This window comes from Exiguobacterium sp. s149, assembly GCF_018618395.1.
In the GTDB taxonomy this organism is placed as follows: domain Bacteria; phylum Bacillota; class Bacilli; order Exiguobacteriales; family Exiguobacteriaceae; genus Exiguobacterium; species Exiguobacterium chiriqhucha.
This window is the reverse complement of sequence record NZ_JACSLZ010000012.1, coordinates 24,383-42,816: the sequence shown is the minus strand read 5'-3', so window position 1 is coordinate 42,816 and position 18,434 is coordinate 24,383. Positions and strand designations below refer to the sequence as shown.

The following is an 18,434-nucleotide window of genomic DNA, read 5'->3' as shown; positions in this document are numbered from 1 at the left end:
AATATGCCGAAGAAGTTACACACGCCGAAACGGTTCGGGCTCCTCCTCGTAGGGTCGCTCGTCCTGCTCGTCGTCTGTATGCTCGCTTCGCTTGCTTTCGGCTCACGGACAGTCGGATGGGATGAACTGCTTGACGGTTTATTCCGTCCGGCTGTTCAGTCGTATGAAGCGGACATCGTCCGGCAGCGGGTCGTTCGGACGGTGTTCAGCTTCATGTGCGGGGCGGCACTCGGTGTCTCAGGCGCATTGATGCAGTCGGTGACGCGTAACCCGATCGCCGACCCGAGCATTCTCGGGGTCAACACGGGAGCGGCGCTGTTCGTCGTCGTCGGGATTGCCTTCTTTAACATCTCGACCGCGAGCGACTATATCTGGTTCGCGCTCGCCGGGGCACTCTTGACGGCGGCGTTCGTGTTCGGCATTGGGTCGCTCGGTCGGGGCGGTTCGACGCCACTCAAACTTGTCTTGGCCGGCGCGGCGACGAGTGCGGCCTTGTCGTCACTCGTCATGGCCATCATGATTCCGCGCTCGAACGTCATGGACCAGTTCCGGTTCTGGCAAGTCGGTAGCGTCGGGGCCGGGACGATGGATTCGATTATGACGTTCCTGCCGTTCTTTATCGGCGGGATCGTCATCGCCATCTTGGCGGCACCGTCCCTCAACATCTTGGCGCTCGGGGAAGAGCTCGCCACAGGTCTCGGTGTCCGCATCGGCACGTTGAAATTGATTGCCTCGTTCGCCGGTGTGATCTTGTGCGGGGCGGCGACGGCACTGGCTGGACCGATCGGCTTTATCGGTCTCTTGGCGCCGCACCTCGTCCGTTTGGTCATCGGAGCGGATGAACGGTATATCATCCCAATGTCGGCACTGACGGGTGCGATTTTATTGACGTTTGCTGACGTGGCGGGGCGCTTGCTCGGCAGTCCCGGGGAACTCGAAGTCGGGATTGTCACGGCGTTCGTTGGGGCACCAATTTTGATCGCCTTGACGATGAAAGTGAAGGTGCGTGGCGTATGACGAACCAATCGATTCAACCCATCATCCATAACAGTCGCAAGCGTCGGCAACGGACCGTCTTCGTGACGCTCGTCTTGTTCGCGCTGGCCCTTACGTTGAGCGCGACGATGCTCATGCTCGGCAACACGATTTATCCGGTCGCAGACGTCATCCGTGTCTTGTTCGGGGAACAAGTACCGGGCGCCTCGTTTGCTGTCGGCACGATCCGTCTGCCGCGCATGCTCGCCGGCGTCTTCGCCGGACTTGCGTTCGGGATCGCCGGGACGGTGTTCCAGACGATGCTCCGTAACCCGCTCGCCAACCCGAACGTCATCGGCATCACGACCGGGTCGAGTGCGGCGGCCGTGTTCGGCATCGTCGTCTTACAGGCGAGCGATACGTTCGTCTCCATCATCTCGATTATCGGCGGGCTGTTGACCGTCCTCGCCATCTACTTCTTGTCGAAAGGCGCCGCCTTCTCGATCGGCCGGCTCGTGCTGGTCGGGATCGGGATTCAGGCGATGCTGACGGCGGTCATCAACTATCTGCTGCTCATAAGCCGCCAAAATGATGTCGGGACGGCGATGCGCTGGTTGAGCGGTAGCTTGAACGGGGTGAAGATGGAGACGCTCCCGCCGCTCATGATTGCGGTCGCGCTCTGCCTCCCGGTCATCCTTCGGCTCAGCCGACAGCTCCAGATTTTAGAGCTCGGGGAGATGACGGCGACGTCGCTCGGTGTCAAGACGAACCAGACGCGCGTGCTGCTCATCGTCGCCTCGGTGCTCATGCTCGCACTCGCGACGGCGACGACCGGACCGATTGCCTTCGTCGCGTTCCTCGCGGGGCCGATTGCGAAGCGGCTCGTCGGGGACGGACGTTCGACCATCATCCCGGCGGCACTCGTCGGTGTCATCTTGGTGCTCGCGGCCGATCTCATCGGTCAGTTCGCCTTCACGGCCCGCTACCCGGTCGGTGTCATCACCGGCATGGTCGGGGCGCCGTATTTGATTTATCTCTTGATCCGGATGAACCGGAGAGGGGAGCTATAACGAGAAATGAGCCATATCCGGCGTCGGATGTGGCTCATTTTTTTGATTAGTAGGCGGTCCAACCGCCGTCGATGGCGACGACTTGACCGTTGATGAAACTCGATTCGTCCGAGCCGAGGAAGAGGGCGAGCTGAGCAATCTCTTCTGGTTGTCCGATGCGTGGGTTGATGGCCATCCCAAGTTGCTGGCGACCGAACCCGGCCTGGCTCATGTCCGTCATCGTCGAGCCGATGTTCGTCGCGACCGCGCCCGGTGCGATCCCGTTACAACGGATGTTTTGGTCGGCATACATGAACGCCGTGTTCTTCGTCAATCCGACGACAGCGTGTTTCGACGCCGTATAGGCTGCACCGGCTCGAGCCCCATACAAGCCGCCGGCCGAGATGTTGTTGACGATGACGCCGTGACCTTGCTTCGTGAACAAGTCGACGGCGATGCGCATCGATTTCATGACTGACACCGTGTTGACGGCGAAGATTTTCTCCCAACGTTCGTTCGAGATCTCACCGACCGGCTCCATCCCGTCCATGATGCCGGCGTTGTTGACGAGGATGTCGACTTGACCGAACGTCTTCACCGTCTCGTCGAACAACTGCTGCAACGCTTCTTCAGACGTGACGTCCGTCTGGATGGCGATGGCCTCGCCCGAAATCCCCTCGACGACGGCCTGCGCTCCGTCGAGATTCATATCCGAGACGACGACGCGGGCTCCTTCCTTCGCATATAGTTCCGCGATCGCTTTCCCCATTGCTGATGCTGCTCCTGTGACAATCGCCACTTTCCCCGATAACCGCATAACTGACTCCTCCTTTTATTGTACATGTGTTCAATAACCATTATAATGAACGTTAGAAAACGCTTACAATCATCAAAAAATGAGGAATTGTTGAGTAATCAACACTTTAGGCCATAACTGTTGAGAGGAATGTGCGAATCATGAAGCTCGACTTGCGTGTTATCAAAACAAAACGAGCGCTCCATGAGGCGCTCGTCGAACTATTGAAGAATCGGCGACTCGAACAAGTGACGATTTCGGAACTTTGTCGTGTGGCAAATGTCAATCGAGGCACGTTTTATTTGCATTATGCCCGGGTCGAGGACGTATTCGAGGAGTACTTCCAAGAGATCACCGCCGACCTCGCCAAGTCGTATGAGGAGCCGTATCGTCATGTGAAGCTGCTCAATCCGCGTGAGCTTGAACCGTCGACAATCCGTATCTTTCATCACGTCCAGACGTACGTCGACTTCTATCGCATCGTCTTCTCGAAAAATGTGCCGCTCGCGTACTATTACATGTTGTTCGACGAGGTGCGCAAGTTGCTCCTCCGCGACACGGCGGCGCACAAGCAAGATGAGATTGACCATGAGTTGTTCTGTTCGTATCAAGCGAACGCCATCGTCGGGATGATCATCCATTGGGGCGAACACGATTTTGCGGCCACCCCGGATGAGATGAACGAGCAGTTGGCGCGGATTTTGCGACTTAAGTGAAAGCGTCATCAAAAAGTCGTTGACTTCCCTGCCGATTGAAGTGTATGCTAAAAATCCTGCCCAAAAAAGAGAGGCCGGGAACTGGCATCAGTTCATTTCGAGTCAGAGAGGACCATGATCCCATGAACCAACAACAATTAGTCGAGCGTGCCCGCCAATTGAAAGAGAACGCCTACTCGCCGTATTCAAACTTCCGCGTCGGAGCGGCGCTTCTTATGAAGGACGGAACGGTCATCGACGGCGTCAACGTCGAGAACGTCTCGTTCGGTGCGACGAACTGTGCCGAGCGCACGGCCATCTTCACAGCGGTCGCGCAAGGTTATAAAAAAGGCGACTTCGAAGCCGTCGCGGTGTCAGGTGACACGGTCGACTTCTTGCCGCCATGCAGCATCTGCCGCCAAGTGCTCGTCGAGTTCGGCGACCCGGACTTCAAAGTGTTGCTCACGAACGGCAACGCCGACGTGAAAGAAGTGACGTTGGAAGAGCTCGTCCCGTTTGCATTTACGGAACTCGAAATGTAAGCAAAAACGCTGAGTTGCGCGACTCAGCGTTTTCTTATTCATTCGGTTCCCACGGATTGAAAAAGTTGTATGGGGGATGTACCCCTTCTAACGTCCGGAACTCATAATTGCGTTTTTTCGCGTAGCGGATGATTGTATCGAGCGCTTGCGGTGTCATCGAGTGATCGTGCGCCAGGATGATGGAAGCAATATTCATCTCGTAATTCGCCTCGAGCCGATTGAACACACGCTGCTCGATTGGCGCGTTGTCTTTCTTATAGATGTGATCGAGACTGCCGACGTTCCAGTCCCAAATCTCGAAACCGGCCTCGTCCATCGCTTGCCAATGTGCAGGCGTCATGCCTGCGTCGCTACCGTAAATCGTGCGGGCCATGTTCGTATGGATGCCTGTCACTTCATATATGAGACGTTGCACGTCCTTCATTTGACGCACGGCCGTCATCGGCGACGCGTAAAACTCCTCGCGCACGTGTGTCATCCCATGCAAGGCGATAAGATGGCCTTCAGCGACGATGCGTCGGATGAGGTGCTCATTTCCCTTGATATTTTTCCCAAGGATGAAGAAGGTCGCCTTCACCCGATGCTTCTTCAAGACATCGAGCAGCGCGCCCGTCTTCCGGTTCGGTCCGTCATCGAGCGTCAAATAGATGAGACTGCGGTCGTTATAAGCTTTCGGTTTCGGAATCGCTGCCTGTGACAGGGAGCTGATCAACAAAAAAATCGACATGAGCAAAATGACGCGTTTCTTCATTCTCACAAAACTCCCTCGAGGCAAAAAACGGGTGACATGGCATCGGTATGAAGCATAGAATACCACAAATTCGAGTTAAAGATGAAGCTAAAAACGGCCCTGACGTGAAAGGTCAGGGTCGTCGTTTCGTTAGCGTGAAATCGTCTCGCCGTCTTCAGGAACGATGAGGCAATCGGCGAAGCCGTGTGATGCAGCATAGGCACGTAAGTCAGGACGCGATAGTTTCCAATGGTTGACCGCTTCCATGTGGACCGCGATAATCGTCGCCGACGGGGCAGCCTCGTGAACATGGCGGACGTCCTCTTCGTTCATGACGAGCGACCCGCCTTCGACGAACTGGTTGTCCCCGGCGTTGACGACGATGACTGTTGGTTGATGCGTTTGAATCGTCTTGGCGACTTCGTCATACCAGACCGTGTCCCCGGCGACATAGAGCGTCTGTTCCGTAGGGTGGGTGAAGACGACACCGCACACGAGACCGGCCATTTCTAAAATCGGACCGCGACCGTGCTCCCCGGCTGTCTTCGTGAGGTTGATTCCTTCGAATGCTGTCGTGTCGCTCAACACGGTCACGTTCGTGAAGCCGTCGCCTTCGATGACAGTCAAATCATCCTCGTTTTGCACGAACAGCGGGATTGCTTTCGGCAGAACTTGTTTGGCGACCTCGTCGTAGTGGTCGAGGTGCAGGTGGGTCAAGATGACGGCGTCGATGCCTGTCAGAATGTCATCGATCGCGATTGGCAGGTCGGCCAATGGATTAGCGTCTTGCCGTTCCGAGTTCGGGAACGGGGGATAGGCGCCTTTTTGCCCGAGGAACGGGTCGATGAGGAACGTCTTTCCGGCGTATTCAACGCAGAGTGTGGCATTACGGATCAGTTGTACGTGCATAGAAAAATCTCTCCTTTTAGCTATAATGTATGTACAGTCTAACAAGCAGCCGTCTTTTCATACATAACACGAATCAAGTGTTTGGACGGATTGGCTTGAATCGTGAAAGGAGCCACCTATGCTCGATCCAACAGACCGCCTCATCATCGAGGCGCTACAGGCGAACAGCAGGATAACGATGAAAGAACTCGGGGCATACGTGCACTTGACCGGGCAGGCGACGGCGACGCGCGTCAAGAAACTCGAAGACCTCGGTATCATCGAAAGATATACGATTCGCGTGAACGAGGACAAGCTCGGGTTACCGGTCCACGCGATGATCACTATCTTTACGTCGAGCACGTTCCACGACCCGTACCTCATGTTCCTCGAGGAACACCGGCCGTACGTCCGCAATAACTACAAGGTGAGCGGGGACGGCTGTTACGTCTTAGAGTGCCGATTCCCGTCGAACCATGAACTGAACGCTTTTTTGGACGGGCTCAGCAAGTACGTCAATTATAAGTTGTCGATCGTCATTAACTGACGAAGGACCTGTGAATCGCTTGATTCACAGGTCCTTTTTAATGTCTTCGTCCGGCGCGGATGATGAAGCGGTATTCTTCACTCTTGAAATACGTTTCTGTGAACTCAAACCGACTGCCATCCATAAGAAACGAATAGAGTTCGACTTTGAGTACGGGCGTTCGTTCACTCACTCCGAGCATCTCGGCAATCTCTTTTGTCGGGAGCACCGGGATGAACTCTTGGACGCTGTCCGCAATCTTGAACTGTTTGACGTCTTCGATATAGGCGTACTTCGATTGCGACATCACTTCGTACGTCAAGTCAGGGAACAGCTTTAGCGGCAAGTATGTGTCCTCGACGATGAGCGGTTCGCCGTCTGCGAATCGTTGGCGCCTCACGTAGAAGACGAGCTCGCCATCTTCGAGTTCGAGTGCCTCTTGCACTTTCTCACTCGGTGGCTGCAACGTGAAGGTGAGTACTCTGTTCGTCACTTCTTTCCCTTCTCGTTTCATGTCTTCCGTGAAGCTTTTTAATTCGTACATGTTGTGTTCAATCTTTTCGGACTGGACGTATGTGCCGCTGCCCTGTCGTTTCCATAAGAGACCTTCCTCTTGGAGCAATTTGACCGCCTGCCGGACAGTCACTCGACTGACGCTGAACTCTTCGACGAGTTGAGCCTCGGTCGGGATCGCCTCACCGGGCGCCCACGTGCCGGACTCGATAAACGTGCGCATTTTGTGGGCGACTTGTTGGTAGAGCGGTGATTTTGCTTTCATGACTGACCCTCCGATTTCGACCTGAATTCATACTTCTAGTATACACAAAGTAAAATGTTTTCAAAAATATTGTTGACGTTTAAAATAATATGTATTAAATTTGTATTGTAATCAATAAGATATGTATTCGAAAGGGGAACGCACACATGAAACAAGGACAACGCCTCGTCGTCGTCGGTGGCGGCAGCACGTACACAATCGGTATGATTATGAGCTTGATTGAAGAGAAAGCTCACTTCCCACTACGTTCAATCACGTTTTACGATACGGATGGTGAGCGCCAGGAGCGTGTCGCCAAAGCGACTGAAATCATCTTGCGTGAGCATTACCCAGAGCTCGAGCTGTTCGAGTATACGACGGACAAAGAATACGCCTTCCGCGACAAGGACTTCTTCTTCGTTCAAATTCGAACGGGCGGCCTGGAGATGCGCGAGAAAGATGAACAGATTCCGCTCCGTCACGGCGTGGTTGGACAAGAGACGTGTGGACCGGGCGGGATGTCGTACGGGATGCGGTCGATCGGGGACATGATTGATCTCGTCGCAGACATCCGCCAAGGCTCACCGGGCGGCTGGATCTTAAATTATACGAACCCGGCCGCAATCGTCGCCGAGGCGTTGAAGCGTGCCTACCCGAATGACAAAAAGATTTTGAATATCTGTGATATGCCGGCCGCAATCATGGTGAGCTACGCGAAGATTCTCGGCAAAGAGGTTTGGGATCTCGTGCCGGAATACTTCGGCCTCAACCACTTCGGTTGGTTCACAGGCATCTATGACAAAGAAGGCAATGAGTTGACGGAAGACATCAAGCGCGCCATCTTAGAGGACGGGTTCATCCCAGAAGACTCAGAGATCGCAAACGACCCATCTTGGATCAAGACGTTCAAGCAAGTCGAGAAGATGCTCACCGATTTCCCGGAATATTTGCCAAACACGTACCTTCAGTATTATTTGTATCCGTCCGACATGGCGGAGAAGGAAGACGTGGAGAACACGCGGGCCCGTCAAGTCATCAACGGCCGCCAGCAACGGGTCTTCTCGATGTGTGATCAAATCATCGCTGACGACTCACTTGAGAACGTGCATCTTGAAATCGACATCCACGGTTGCTACATGATTCGCGTCGCAGCGTCACTCGCCTACAACAATGGCGACATCTTCATCGTCATGGTGAAGAACGACGGCATCATCGCTAACTTGCCGGATGATGCGATGGTCGAAGTGCCGGCGATGCTCACGAACCGTGGACCGAAGCCGTTCGCTGTCGGACACATTCCTCGCTTCTACAAAGGGATGATTGAAGGACAGCTCGCCTACGAACAGCTCGTCGTCGACGCCTATTTCGAGAACAGCTATGAAAAGGCACTCCAGGCACTCACGCTCAACCGGACCGTCGTCGATGCGCCGGTCGCCCGTCAAATCCTTGACGATTTGATTAACGAGAACGAAAACTATTGGCCGGCCCTCAAACAACGGGAGACGGTCGCACGCTAAAGACGAAGGGGAGTTATTCCCCTTTATTCGTTTTGTGAATTGATAACGCTTACACATGAGTAGTGAATCAAATGAGTCAATGGTTCGGGGTATTTCAAAAATTCGGGAAGGCGCTCATGGTACCAGTCGCGCTCTTGCCGGCGGCCGGTATTTTACTTGGTCTCGGCGCGGCGCTAACAGGTCCGCTTGCAGAAAGTTGGACGTTTTTACAGAACGGGACGGTCGAAGCGATCAGTGCCGGGATGCTTCAAATCGGGTTGAGTATCTTCGCCAACTTGCCAATCATCTTTGCGATTGGCGTCGCGGTTGGTCTGTCCGGCGGGTCGGGAATTGCGGCACTTGCCGCACTCGTCGGCTACGTCATCATGAACACGACGATCTCGATTGCCCTTGGGATCACACCGGAAATGGCGGCTGAGAGCGGGGAGTACGGCATGTTGCTCGGTATCCCGTCACTTGAGACGGGTGTGCTCGGTGGGATTGCGGTCGGCTTGCTTGCGGTCTGGGTGTATAAAAAATTCCACACGTTCAACCCGCCAGAGATGCTCGGCTTTTTCGCCGGAGATCGTTCGGTCGGTATCGTCATGGTATTCTTCTCCATCTTGCTCGGTTTCTTTATGATGCTCATTTGGCCGCCGATTCAGACCGGCCTCACAGCGATGGCGAATGTCATCGCGAGTGATGCGACGAATCCGGCTTACGTCGGGTTATACGGAATGCTCGAACGTTTATTGATTCCGACCGGATTACATCACATCTGGTACGCACCGTTCTTATGGACGTCACTTGGCGGCACGGCGACGGTTGGCGGTTCGATTGTGAGCGGGGACCAATATATTTTCCTCGCTCAAATCGCAGAAGGTGTCGACGTGACGGCCGGACGCTTTATGGCCGGCAAGTTCCCGATCGTCATGTTCGGTCTTCTTGGAGCGGCGTTCGCCATGTACCGTCAGGCCGACCCGGACAAGCGTCCCGTCGTGCGTGGCCTCTTGCTCGCAGCGGCAGGGACGGCGTTCTTGACCGGGATCACCGAACCGATCGAGTTCACGTTCTTATTCATTGCACCACTTCTTTACGTCGTGCATAGTGTGTTGACAGGGGTGTCGTTTGCGCTCATGTACGCTCTTGACGCCCATATCGGCTGGGCCGGTGGCTCGGGATTGATTGACTATGTCTTGGTGAATGTGTTGCCAGGGACGCCGCGCTGGTGGATGAACCTCGTCGTTGGGGCCGGATTCTTCTTCGTCTATTACGGCATCTTCACGTTCGCGATTAAAAAATGGAACTTGGCGACGCCGGGCCGAGGGGGACAAGAGACGAAACTGTTTACCCGCAAAGACTACAATGAAAAGAAATCAGGAAAGACATCAATCCAAACGACGGCACTTGCCATTCAAGAGGCGCTCGGTGGCCGTGACAACATCATCGATATCGATGCCTGTTTCACACGTCTTCGTGTCGAATTGAAAGATGTGTCCCAAATCGATGAGGACGAGTTGAAGGCACTCGGGGCAGCCGGGGTCGTGAAAGTGAAAAATAACATCCAGGCCATCTTTGGAGGACGCTCGGATTTGTACAAGAATGAGTTGCTCAAACTGCATAAAGAGATGGACCAAGCGAATTGAAAAAAGAGCTCAACCGATTTACGGTTGGGCTCTTTGTCCGAGATGAGAAGGTTAGTTCGTAACCGACGAGGCACGATAAAATTGAGCGCCTTTGATGAGTGTCGAAGCGACGAGACCGATAGCGAGCGGCAGCGTGATGACGCCAATCCCTTGCTCGGTGACGATCAAGTTGCCTTCCTCATAATAGCCTTTCAAGTAGAACAGCCCTGAACCGATCGTCTCGTTCAGTTCGAGCGTCGAGACGTTGAGGTACACCATGATAGCGAACAATGAGATGACACTGATTGAGACAAATAATTTTGAAAACGATAACTTGGTCATGCGAACGCTCCTTTTTATGTAGCAATATGGACTCGTATTTCCATATAAAGACAATTCTCACATGAGGCCAAAGCATCGATTTAATCACCGATACAGGTCCCACAACCGCTCCGCTTGCTCCCGCATCATCTTCTGTAATTCAATCGGCTCCACGACCTCGACTTCCGCCCCGGCCGCGAGCAATTGCCGCGACAAGAACGGGAGCTCGGCTTCCGGCACGTCCCACTCATTCTTATCCCCGATATCGGGTAATACGTCTTCAAGCAGACGACGGCCGAGCGGGGTGATGTTGAGCCGGACGGTCCCGCCGCTTCGGTCGTCACTCGCCTCGAGCAGCGTCGCCAAATCGTCCGCTTCGAACGTGTCATCAAGGAGACGCAGCGCTTCAATCCGGTCAATCCGATATTGGCGCAACCCATATACCGAGAGGCCATACACATACCATTTCAAATCGAGGAGCGCCATCCCAGCAGGTGCAATCGTGAACGTGCGTGATCCTTTCGTCGTCGCGTACGTCATGTCGATGTTGCGCCGTTGCTCGACCGCTTGAAACACGTCTTTCGTGAACGGCGCCGGTGGGACGGTCTTATTCCCGAGCCAAAGGATGTTCTTTTCGAGCTGTGCGATTTTCGTCTCGAGGTCGTGCGGCAATTCATTCACGTACCAGTCTGACAGCGTGTCCCGCATGTCCCCGAACGGCACGTCTGGAATCTGTTCCATCCATTTGAGGGTGAGGTAGAGCGCGACCGCTTCTTGTTCCCGGAGCTGGAGCGGGGGAAGCAGGCGGTTCGGCAACATCTCATAACCGCCGCCCGTGCCGGAGACGCTCCAAATCGGATAGCCGAGTTCCTCGAGCGTCAGCATATCGCGCTGAATCGTTCGGACTGAGGCGCCCGTCTCGATGGCGAGTTCGTCCGCGGTGAACCGTCGACCCCGGTTCAATAGTCGAATCAAGTGCAGATGTCGTTTTTTCATGTTTCTCATTCCCGTCAAGTTTTGTCGTGTTTATCAAGTAAGCTGAATGTATCACGAATCAAGGAGGAATTCATCATGGCAAACGTCGTCTTATATATCGCGACAAGTTTGGATGGAAAGATTGCCCGCACGAACGACCAGCTCGACTGGTTGTTCGCGGTCGAGGGGGAAGGGGACAACGGCTACGCGGACTTCTTCCAGACGGTCGGCGCCGTCATCATGGGGCGGAAGACGTACGAGGAAGTGCTCGTGCTTGAGCCAGACGGTTATCCGTATGACAAGATTCCGAACTACATTTTGACACGGAGCCCGGACCGGGAAGCAGAGCACGTCACATTCACTGATGAGCCAATCGAGCAGCTCGTCGAACGATTGAAGCAAGACATCGACGGAGATATTTGGATCGTCGGAGGAGGCGAAATCATCAAGGAAGCGATGGCGCACGACTTGATCGACAGCTATGAGATCGCCATCGCTCCGGTCGTATTAGGCGAAGGGATTCCGCTCTTCCCGGAAGGCACGAAAGAGACGAAGTTGAGACTGACGAGCCAACGCGCGTCCGGACAGTTCGTCATGGTGACGTACGAGCGATAAACGAAAGACCAAGTTCGCAATGAACTTGGTCTTTTCTCATACATGCTTCCGTTGGAACGCGGCAATCGCTTCATACTCTTCCGCGAGATGACGAGAGAGCCGGATATAAATCGGCAACAACTCCCGGTAAATCGTTGTCGCTTCATGGTTTGGCGTATGCTCATGCGTCACTTGCGGCACGGCCGTGAAGTCGTCGATATCGCCGAGCGCATACTCGCCGAGCATGACCGCACCGAGACACGAGCTCTCGTGGCTCTCCGGCACGACGACCGGCGTATCGAAAATGTCGGCCATCATCTGACGCCACAGGCTCGACTGGGCGAACCCACCCGTCGCGTGAATCCGGTTCGGCGCGCCCGTCAACTCGTCGAGCGCCAACATGACCGTATACAAGTTGAAGATGACGCCTTCGAGTACTGCGCGGATGAAGTGCTCGCGCTTATGGTGGATACTCAACCCGAAGAACGAACCGCGTGCGTTCGAGTCCCAGAGCGGGGCCCGTTCACCCATCAAATACGGGTGGAACAACAGCCCGTCCGAGCCCGGCTTGACCGTCTCGGCGATGCGCGTCAACACGTCATACGCGTCCATCCCGAGCCGTTTCGCCGTCTCGACCTCGCTCGCCGCGAACTCGTCGCGGAGCCAGCGGAGGATGATGCCGCCGTTATTGACCGGCCCACCGATGACCCAATGCTTGTCGGTCAAGGCGTAACAGAAGATGCGGCCTTTCGGGTCCTCGACCGGTTCGCGGACGACCGTGCGGATAGCACCGCTCGTCCCGATCGTGACGGCGACGACGCCTTGTTCGAACGCTCCAACCCCGAGGTTGGATAACACACCGTCACTCGCCCCAATGACGAGTGGGAAGTCCCAGCCAAGCGTCTCAACCACATCAGATTTAAGCGTCAAAATCTCGGTCGTCGGCACGAGCTCGGACAGTTGATTGGGTGTGACCCCGGCGACGTCGAGCGCCTCTGGATCCCAATCGCAGTTCTTCAAGTTGAACAGCCCGGTCGCCGAGGCAATCGAATGGTCGATGACGAAGCGACCGGTCAGGCGATAGAAGACGTACTCTTTGATGGAAACGAATTTCACGGCTCGAGCGAACACGTCCGCATGCTCGGCTTTCAGCCAACGCAGCTTCGACAGCGGCGCCATCGGATGGACAGGTGTGCCGGTGCGCATATGGAGCGCACTCGCATCGAAGTCGCGTTTGATTTCTTGCGTATACGGGTTGGCCCGGCTGTCGGCCCACGTGATGCTGTGGGTGAGCGGGCGGCCCGACGCATCAAGCGCAATCAGGCTGTGCATCGCTGAGCTGAATGAGGCGAAGCGAATCGGACCGTCGGCTTTGGCACGGACGGCGGAAATCGCCTCGAGCACGGCCCCGTAGATGACGACCGGGTCTTGCTCGGCCGTCTCCGTGTCCGGGGTGAAGAGCGGGTACAGCACGTTATGTACCGCAAGTTGTTGCTGGTTATGGAACAGGACGGCCTTCGTACTCGTCGTCCCGATATCGACGCCAATCGTATACACACACATCACTTCCTAACTTAAATGATAAACAAGCTGATCAAGAAGACGACCGCGAAGCCGGTCAATCCGATAATCGTTTCCATGACGGTCCACGACTTGAGCGTGTCTTTCACATCCAAACCGAAGTAGCGGTTGACGAGCCAGAAACCTGAGTCGTTGACATGCGAGAGTACCGTCGCACCCGAGGCAATCGAGATAACGATGAGGCCGAGCGCGGCACCGGTGATATTTTGAAGTTCGAGAAGCGGCGTGATGAGTCCTGCCGCCGTGACCATCGAGACGGTCGCCGAACCTTGGGCGACACGGACGACGGCTGCAATCAAGAAGGCGAGCACAATCGCCGGGAGTGCTGACCCGGCCATCATTTCCCCGAGCACGTCACCGACACCCGAGTCGATCAATACTTGTTTGAACACGCCACCGGCACCCGTGACAAGGATGATAATCCCGGCCGGTTCGAGCGCTTTCGTCGCAATCTCTTGCACTTCGTCACGCGTATAGCCGCGGCGTGTGCCGAGGAAGATGAACGTGAGCAGCGTCGCGAGCGTCAAGGCGACGAACGGGTGACCCATGAACGTGAAGAACGTGCGGATGCCGTTGCCTTCTTCCAATAAAACGGCAGACAACGTGTTCGCGAGGATCAAGACGAGCGGGATCGAGATGAGCGAGACAATCATCTTGAAGCTCGGCAGTTCTTTCGACGTATCAATCTCTTCGAACTCCATATAGTCCGGGATAGTGACGTGAATTTTCTTGGCGATATACTTCGCGAAGATCGGACCGGCGAGAATCGTTGCCGGAATCCCTGCGATGACCCCGAACAAGATGACCCATCCGAGCTCGGCCCCAATCAAGTTGGCAACGGCAATCGGACCCGGCGTCGGCGGGATGAAGCTGTGCGTGACGGCGAGACCCGCGAGGAGCGGAATCCCGTAGTACAAGAGCGAGCGGCCCGTCTTTTTGGCGAGGCCGTAAACGATTGGAACGAGAATGATAAAGCCGACATCGAAGAAGACCGGGACGGCGACGATAAAGCCGGTGAGGGCGAGCGCCCATTGCGCCTTGTCCTCTCCAAACTTATTGACGAGCGTCTGGGCGAGGCGTTCCGCTCCACCCGATACTTCTAACATCTTCCCGAACATGGCCCCGAGACCGACGACGACGGCGACGAAGCCGAGCGTGCCGCCCATCCCGTTCTGGATCGAGGCGATGACGTCCCCGAGCGGCATACCGGCCGCGACCCCGACGAGTAAACTGACGAGGAGAAGTGAGACGAAGGCATGGAGCTTCGTCCGCATGACTAAAAATAAGAGCAAGAAAATCCCTGCGACTGCGATTAAAATGAGTGTCGAACCCGACATATGTATTTCCCCCTTTACCGTATGTGTAACCGTTTACAAATATTTACAAAGAAAAAGGCCACCCCTGACCTTTCCTTGCCGTTATTTCTTGACGACCGCGTGGCCACCGAACTCGTTTCGGAGCGCGGCGACGACTTTGCCGGAGAAAGTGTCGTCCTCGAGCGAGCGGTAGCGCATCATGAGCGACATGGCGATAACCGGAGCCGCTGCCTGTAGCTCGAGCGCCGTCTCGACCGTCCATTTTCCTTCCCCTGAGGAATGCATGACGCCGCGAATGTCGTCGAGCTTCGCGTCTTTCGAGAACGCGTTCTCGGTCAACTCCATCAACCATGAGCGGACGACCGAGCCGTGGTTCCAGACGCGGGCGACCTGTTCGTAATCGTAATCGAACGGGCTCTTCTCCAAGATGTCGAACCCTTCGGCAATCGCCTGCATCATGCCATATTCGATACCGTTGTGAATCATCTTCAAGAAGTGGCCGCTGCCGGCAGGTCCCGTATACAAGTAACCGTTCTCGACCGAGAGGTCTTTGAAAATCGGTTCGATCGTCGGCCAAGCGTCGGCGTCACCACCGACCATCGTGCAGGCGCCGTTGCGGGCACCTTCCGTGCCGCCGCTCGTCCCGCAGTCGAAGAAGGCGATGCCTTTGGCGCTGAACTGTTCGGCGCGAGCGACCGACAGCTTGTAGTTCGAGTTGCCGCCGTCGATGACGATGTCACCCGGTTCGAGTTTTTCAAGCAGTTCTGCCAGTACGGCCTCAGTGATGTCACCGGCCGGCACCATCGCCCAGACGACGCGTGGTGTCTCGAGCGAGTTGACGACGTCCTCAAGCGTCGGCACGATCTCAAACTTCGATGTCGCCTCGACGTTCCCGGCGTCCGTCCCGACGACCGTATGACCGTGGTCGCTCAAGTTGAGCGCCAAGTTGTATCCCATCTTGCCTAATCCAATCAAACCGATTTGCATATCGTCACCTCTAAATCGAATTTTTTTCCATCTCTCCACTATAATATCAAATTAAATTCGATTTACAAGTCGAATAACGGAATTTTTTTCGAAGAACACAAAAAAGCGTCCCGACCTAACGTGTAGGCGGGACGAGAATCAGACACTTTTCTTATACGGATACAGGAATGAGTCGAGCTCATCGGCCGGCATCGGCTTGTTGTAATAGTAGCCTTGCGCCTGGTTGCAATCCTCGGCCTTGAGGAAGGCGACTTGCGCTTTCGTCTCGACACCTTCAGCGATGACGTTCAACCCGAGCTCGTGTGCCATCCGAATGATCGTCTTGACGAGGGCGGCGTCCTTCGTGTCGGTCTCGATATTTTTTGTGAAGTGTTGGTCGATTTTCAACGTATCGATCGGGAACAGCTTCAAATAACTGAGCGACGAGTAGCCGGTGCCGAAATCGTCGATTGACAAGTGGACGCCGAGGGAGACGAGTTCCTCCATCGTCTCGATCGCACTTTGCGCGCTCTGGATGACGGTCTCGGTCAACTCGAGCTCGAGATATTCCGGTGCGAGCCCGGACGCCTCGAGCGCCTGGCTGACGATGTCCGGCAAATCTTTTTGCGCGAACTGGAGTGCCGAGATGTTGACGGCGACGCGGAACGGTTCGACGCCGGCATCCTGCCACGCCTTGTTCTGCCGGCACGCCTCGTTCAAGACGTACTCGCCGAGACGATGAATGCTGCCGGTCTCCTCGGCGATTGGGATGAACTCGGCCGGGGAAATCATACCGAGCTCGGGGTGCGTCCAACGCACGAGCGCTTCGACACCGATGAGCACCTCGGTCTCGAGATGCACTTGCGGCTGATAATGAATCGTGAACTCGCCGCGGCCGATGCCTTTCCGGAGCGCCATCGCCAGCTGTGATTTGCGGGCGACGGACTCGTTCATCTCGGTCGTGAAGAATTGGAAGCCGTTCTTGCCGTCCTCTTTCGCCCGATACATGGCGATGTCGGCGTTTTTCAACAAGTCATCGGCCGTCCGCCCGTCGGACGGGTAGAGACTGATCCCAATCGACAGACTCGTGAACACGTCCTCACCCTCGAGCAGGAACGGTTGGTTCAACGCGTTCGTGATCTGTTGGGCACGGTGGGCGGCAAGGTTACTGCCAGTGTTCGGCGACAGGATGACGAATTCATCCCCGCCGAGACGGGCGAGCGTGTCGCTCTTATTGATCATCGTCAACAGCCGGTCGGTCACTTGGCGCAAGAAGACGTCACCTGACGAGTGGCCGAACCGGTCATTGATGACTTTGAAGTTATCGAGGTCAATGTAAAACAAGGAGAATGTCGACTCGCTGCCTTGCGCGAGCAAGGCGTCGAGCCGGTCGTTGAACAGGCGGCGGTTCGGAAGGCCGGTCAACGTGTCCAAATAGACGAGGTCGTTGATTTGTTCCTCGATTTGTTTCCGTTCACTGATATCGCGGATGATACTGCTGAAGAAGAGACCCTTCTCCGTCTCCCACGTGCCGAGTGACATCTCGAACGGGAACTCGGTGCCGTCTTTACGCAGTCCGACGAGCTCGACCGTGCGGCCGATGACGTTCGCCTCACGGGTCTGACGATAGCGTTTCATGCCTTGTTCGTGTGCGACTTTGAAGCGCTCGGGCATGATGAGCGTGATTGATTCCCCGAGCACCTCGCTTGCGGCATATCCGAACAGTCGCTCGGCCCCGTGGTTCCATTGCACGATGCGGCGTTTGTCGTCCGCGACGATGATGGCATCATTCGCCGACTCGATGACGGACTGGAACTTCGTTTCGAGTTCGATGGACTGACGCTCGAGCTGCTTCTCATTGCGAAGCGAGATCAGCATGAGCACGAACAACGTCGTGACACTGCCGCCAATCCAAACGGCGAGGAGCGTGCTGTCCATTGAGAAGCCGGTCAAGGGTTGTGGTGTCGCGAGTGGCGTAAATTCGGCCGCACCCATGCCGATATAGTGCATCCCCGAGACGGCGAGCCCGATCAAGAGCGAGCAGACGAGTCTCCGCCAATGGAACCGTGACACGTCCGGGAGTGAGAACAAGAGATACAGTCCGACGAGCGAGGCAATGAACGCGACGACGGCCGATAACAGCCACATGACCGGGTCGTACGTCAATACAGCGTTCATCTGCATCGCTTCCATGCCGACGTAATGCATCGACACGATGCCGATGCTGATGAAGACGGCGCTGATGACGAGATCGCGCGGTCGCGCCGTCTGTCGGCTGACGATATAGAAGGCGAACCCGGACGAGATGATGGCTGGAATGATCGAGGCGATGACGATACCGATATGGTAGGATACGTCGGCCTCTAAATGGAATGCCAACATCCCGATGAAATGCATCGCCCAAATGCCGAGCCCGAGACTGAGGGCTCCGGCGCTCACCCAACGGATGCGCGAGACTCGTTCGGCATATTTGAGCCGACTGCTAATATCGAGCGAGACGAAGGCCGAGAAGACGGCGACGGCGATGGATAACAAGACGAGGGGAAGACTGTATGTACTATGGAGATGGTGTTCGATGGGGACCAAACCTTTCTTTAATAAT

Annotated in this window: 18 protein-coding genes; 8 read left to right on the top strand and 10 right to left on the bottom strand. The window is 55.5% G+C overall.

From position 1 onward, the window contains the following. Positions 1–3 precede the first annotated feature (3 nt). The gene (locus tag KNP81_RS13415; RefSeq protein ID WP_034797063.1) at positions 4–1,017 is read left to right on the top strand and encodes a FecCD family ABC transporter permease; all 1,014 of its coding nucleotides are present in this window, start codon (positions 4–6) and stop codon (positions 1,015–1,017) included. After that, complete coding sequence (locus KNP81_RS13410; protein ID WP_029594756.1) at positions 1,014–2,045, top strand: FecCD family ABC transporter permease; 1,032 nt, start codon at positions 1,014–1,016, stop codon at positions 2,043–2,045. Before KNP81_RS13415 ends, KNP81_RS13410 begins: the two co-directional genes overlap by 4 nt. A 46-nt stretch (positions 2,046–2,091) precedes the next feature. Here KNP81_RS13410 and KNP81_RS13405 read toward each other — a convergent pair whose 3' ends face one another. Continuing rightward, entirely contained in the window at positions 2,092–2,841 is a 750-nt protein-coding gene (locus tag KNP81_RS13405; protein WP_214720316.1) for an SDR family oxidoreductase, read from the bottom strand. A gap of 137 nt (positions 2,842–2,978) precedes the next feature. On the opposite strand from KNP81_RS13405, the gene KNP81_RS13400 reads away from it, so the two are divergent. Beyond that, positions 2,979–3,536, top strand: coding sequence for a TetR/AcrR family transcriptional regulator (locus tag KNP81_RS13400; RefSeq protein WP_214720346.1), 558 nt, complete (start codon positions 2,979–2,981; stop codon positions 3,534–3,536). A 122-nt stretch (positions 3,537–3,658) separates the two neighbouring features. Next, positions 3,659–4,057, top strand: a complete 399-nt coding sequence (locus KNP81_RS13395; RefSeq protein WP_214720315.1) for a cytidine deaminase — start codon at positions 3,659–3,661, stop codon at positions 4,055–4,057. Between the two features lie 34 nt (positions 4,058–4,091). Here KNP81_RS13395 and KNP81_RS13390 read toward each other — a convergent pair whose 3' ends face one another. Then, a complete protein-coding gene (locus KNP81_RS13390; RefSeq protein ID WP_214720314.1) occupies positions 4,092–4,808 on the bottom strand; it encodes a polysaccharide deacetylase family protein in 717 nt (238 codons plus the stop codon). A 129-nt stretch (positions 4,809–4,937) separates the two neighbouring features. Beyond that, positions 4,938–5,696, bottom strand: a complete 759-nt coding sequence (locus KNP81_RS13385; RefSeq protein ID WP_214720313.1) for an MBL fold metallo-hydrolase — start codon at positions 5,694–5,696, stop codon at positions 4,938–4,940. A 118-nt stretch (positions 5,697–5,814) separates the two neighbouring features. On the opposite strand from KNP81_RS13385, the gene KNP81_RS13380 reads away from it, so the two are divergent. Further along, positions 5,815–6,222: an Lrp/AsnC family transcriptional regulator gene (locus tag KNP81_RS13380; RefSeq protein ID WP_214711151.1), complete on the top strand. Its 408-nt coding sequence runs from the start codon at positions 5,815–5,817 to the stop codon at positions 6,220–6,222. 37 nt (positions 6,223–6,259) lie between these two features. Here KNP81_RS13380 and KNP81_RS13375 read toward each other — a convergent pair whose 3' ends face one another. Continuing rightward, the gene (locus KNP81_RS13375) at positions 6,260–6,979 is read right to left on the bottom strand and encodes a GntR family transcriptional regulator (RefSeq protein ID WP_214720312.1); all 720 of its coding nucleotides are present in this window, start codon (positions 6,977–6,979) and stop codon (positions 6,260–6,262) included. 146 nt (positions 6,980–7,125) lie between these two features. Here KNP81_RS13375 and KNP81_RS13370 point away from each other — a divergent pair, with 146 nt between their 5' ends. Both KNP81_RS13370 and KNP81_RS13365 read left to right on the top strand, forming a co-directional pair. Continuing rightward, entirely contained in the window at positions 7,126–8,475 is a 1,350-nt protein-coding gene (locus KNP81_RS13370) for a 6-phospho-alpha-glucosidase (RefSeq protein WP_214720311.1), read from the top strand. A 71-nt stretch (positions 8,476–8,546) separates the two neighbouring features. Next, entirely contained in the window at positions 8,547–10,100 is a 1,554-nt protein-coding gene (locus KNP81_RS13365; protein WP_034779087.1) for a PTS transporter subunit EIIC, read from the top strand. Positions 10,101–10,151: 51 nt separating this feature from the next. Here the strand turns inward: KNP81_RS13365 and KNP81_RS13360 are convergent, their stop codons facing one another. Together KNP81_RS13360 and KNP81_RS13355 are read right to left on the bottom strand one after the other, a co-directional pair. Continuing rightward, positions 10,152–10,421, bottom strand: coding sequence for a hypothetical protein (locus KNP81_RS13360; RefSeq protein ID WP_214720310.1), 270 nt, complete (start codon positions 10,419–10,421; stop codon positions 10,152–10,154). Positions 10,422–10,505: 84 nt separating this feature from the next. Then, positions 10,506–11,396: a helix-turn-helix transcriptional regulator gene (locus KNP81_RS13355; RefSeq protein ID WP_251130360.1), complete on the bottom strand. Its 891-nt coding sequence runs from the start codon at positions 11,394–11,396 to the stop codon at positions 10,506–10,508. Between the two features lie 75 nt (positions 11,397–11,471). Between KNP81_RS13355 and KNP81_RS13350 the strand changes: the two genes are divergently transcribed. Then, positions 11,472–11,990 (top strand): dihydrofolate reductase family protein, encoded by a 519-nt coding sequence (locus tag KNP81_RS13350; protein WP_214720308.1) that lies wholly within the window; start codon positions 11,472–11,474, stop codon positions 11,988–11,990. Between the two features lie 36 nt (positions 11,991–12,026). On the opposite strand, the gene gntK is transcribed toward KNP81_RS13350, so the two are convergent. From gntK to KNP81_RS13330, 4 genes are all read right to left on the bottom strand, one after another. Then, a complete protein-coding gene (gene gntK, locus KNP81_RS13345; RefSeq protein WP_214720307.1) occupies positions 12,027–13,532 on the bottom strand; it encodes a gluconokinase in 1,506 nt (501 codons plus the stop codon). Positions 13,533–13,543: 11 nt separating this feature from the next. Further along, positions 13,544–14,887 carry a GntT/GntP/DsdX family permease gene (locus KNP81_RS13340; protein WP_214720306.1) on the bottom strand — a complete coding sequence of 448 codons (1,344 nt, stop codon included), beginning with the start codon at positions 14,885–14,887 and terminating at the stop codon, positions 13,544–13,546. Positions 14,888–14,968: 81 nt separating this feature from the next. Then, a complete protein-coding gene (gnd, locus tag KNP81_RS13335) occupies positions 14,969–15,853 on the bottom strand; it encodes a phosphogluconate dehydrogenase (NAD(+)-dependent, decarboxylating) (RefSeq protein WP_214720305.1) in 885 nt (294 codons plus the stop codon). 138 nt (positions 15,854–15,991) lie between these two features. Further along, positions 15,992–18,418: an EAL domain-containing protein gene (locus KNP81_RS13330; protein ID WP_285800951.1), complete on the bottom strand. Its 2,427-nt coding sequence runs from the start codon at positions 18,416–18,418 to the stop codon at positions 15,992–15,994. Positions 18,419–18,434: the final 16 nt, after the last annotated feature.